Annotated in this window: 1 protein-coding gene; it reads right to left on the reverse strand. The window is 66.8% G+C overall.

The window, feature by feature from the left end; genetic code table 11:
- Positions 1-641, reverse strand: a 641-nt coding sequence (locus ABD329_RS47965; protein WP_344318318.1) for an acyltransferase domain-containing protein, incomplete at both ends; no start/stop codon positions are given.

Raw genomic sequence — 641 nt, forward strand, 5'->3', positions numbered from 1 at the left:
GGCGAGGTGGGTGAGGAAGCGGGTGGGGGTGTCGTCGTCGCGGCGGAGGGTGCCGGTGATGGTGGTGTGGGGGGTGTTGGTGGTTTCGAGGGTTTCTTGGATGGCGGTGGTGAGGACGGGGTGGGGGCTGACTTCGATGTAGGTGCGGTAGTCGTTGTCGGCGAGGGTGCGGATGGTGTGTTCGAATTGCACGGTTTGGCGGAGGTTGCGGTACCAGTAGCCGTTGTCGAGGGTGTCGGGTTCGATCCATTGGCCGGTGACGGTGGAGAGCCAGGGGATGGTGCCGGGCTGGGTGGTGATGTCGGCCAGGGTCTGGTCGAGTTCGTTCTTGATGGTGTCGACGTGTCCGGTGTGGGAGGCGTAGTCGACGGGGATGATGCGGGCCCTGGTGCCTTGGTCGGTGTAGTGGGCGTGCAACTCGTGGAGGGCGTCGGTGTCGCCTGCGATGACGGTGGCGTTGGGGCCGTTGTGGGCGGCGATCCAGAGTTTGCCGTGCCAGTTGGTGAGGTTGATGGTGTGGGCGGGGGCGGCGAGGGACATCATGCCGCCGTGTCCGGCGAGGTGGTGGGCGATGGTCTGGCTGCGGAGGGCGACGATTTTGGCGGCGGTGGGGAGGGTGAGGTGTCCGGCGACGCAGGCGG

Source organism: Streptomyces javensis (assembly GCF_039525925.1).
Classification (GTDB): domain Bacteria; phylum Actinomycetota; class Actinomycetes; order Streptomycetales; family Streptomycetaceae; genus Streptomyces; species Streptomyces asiaticus.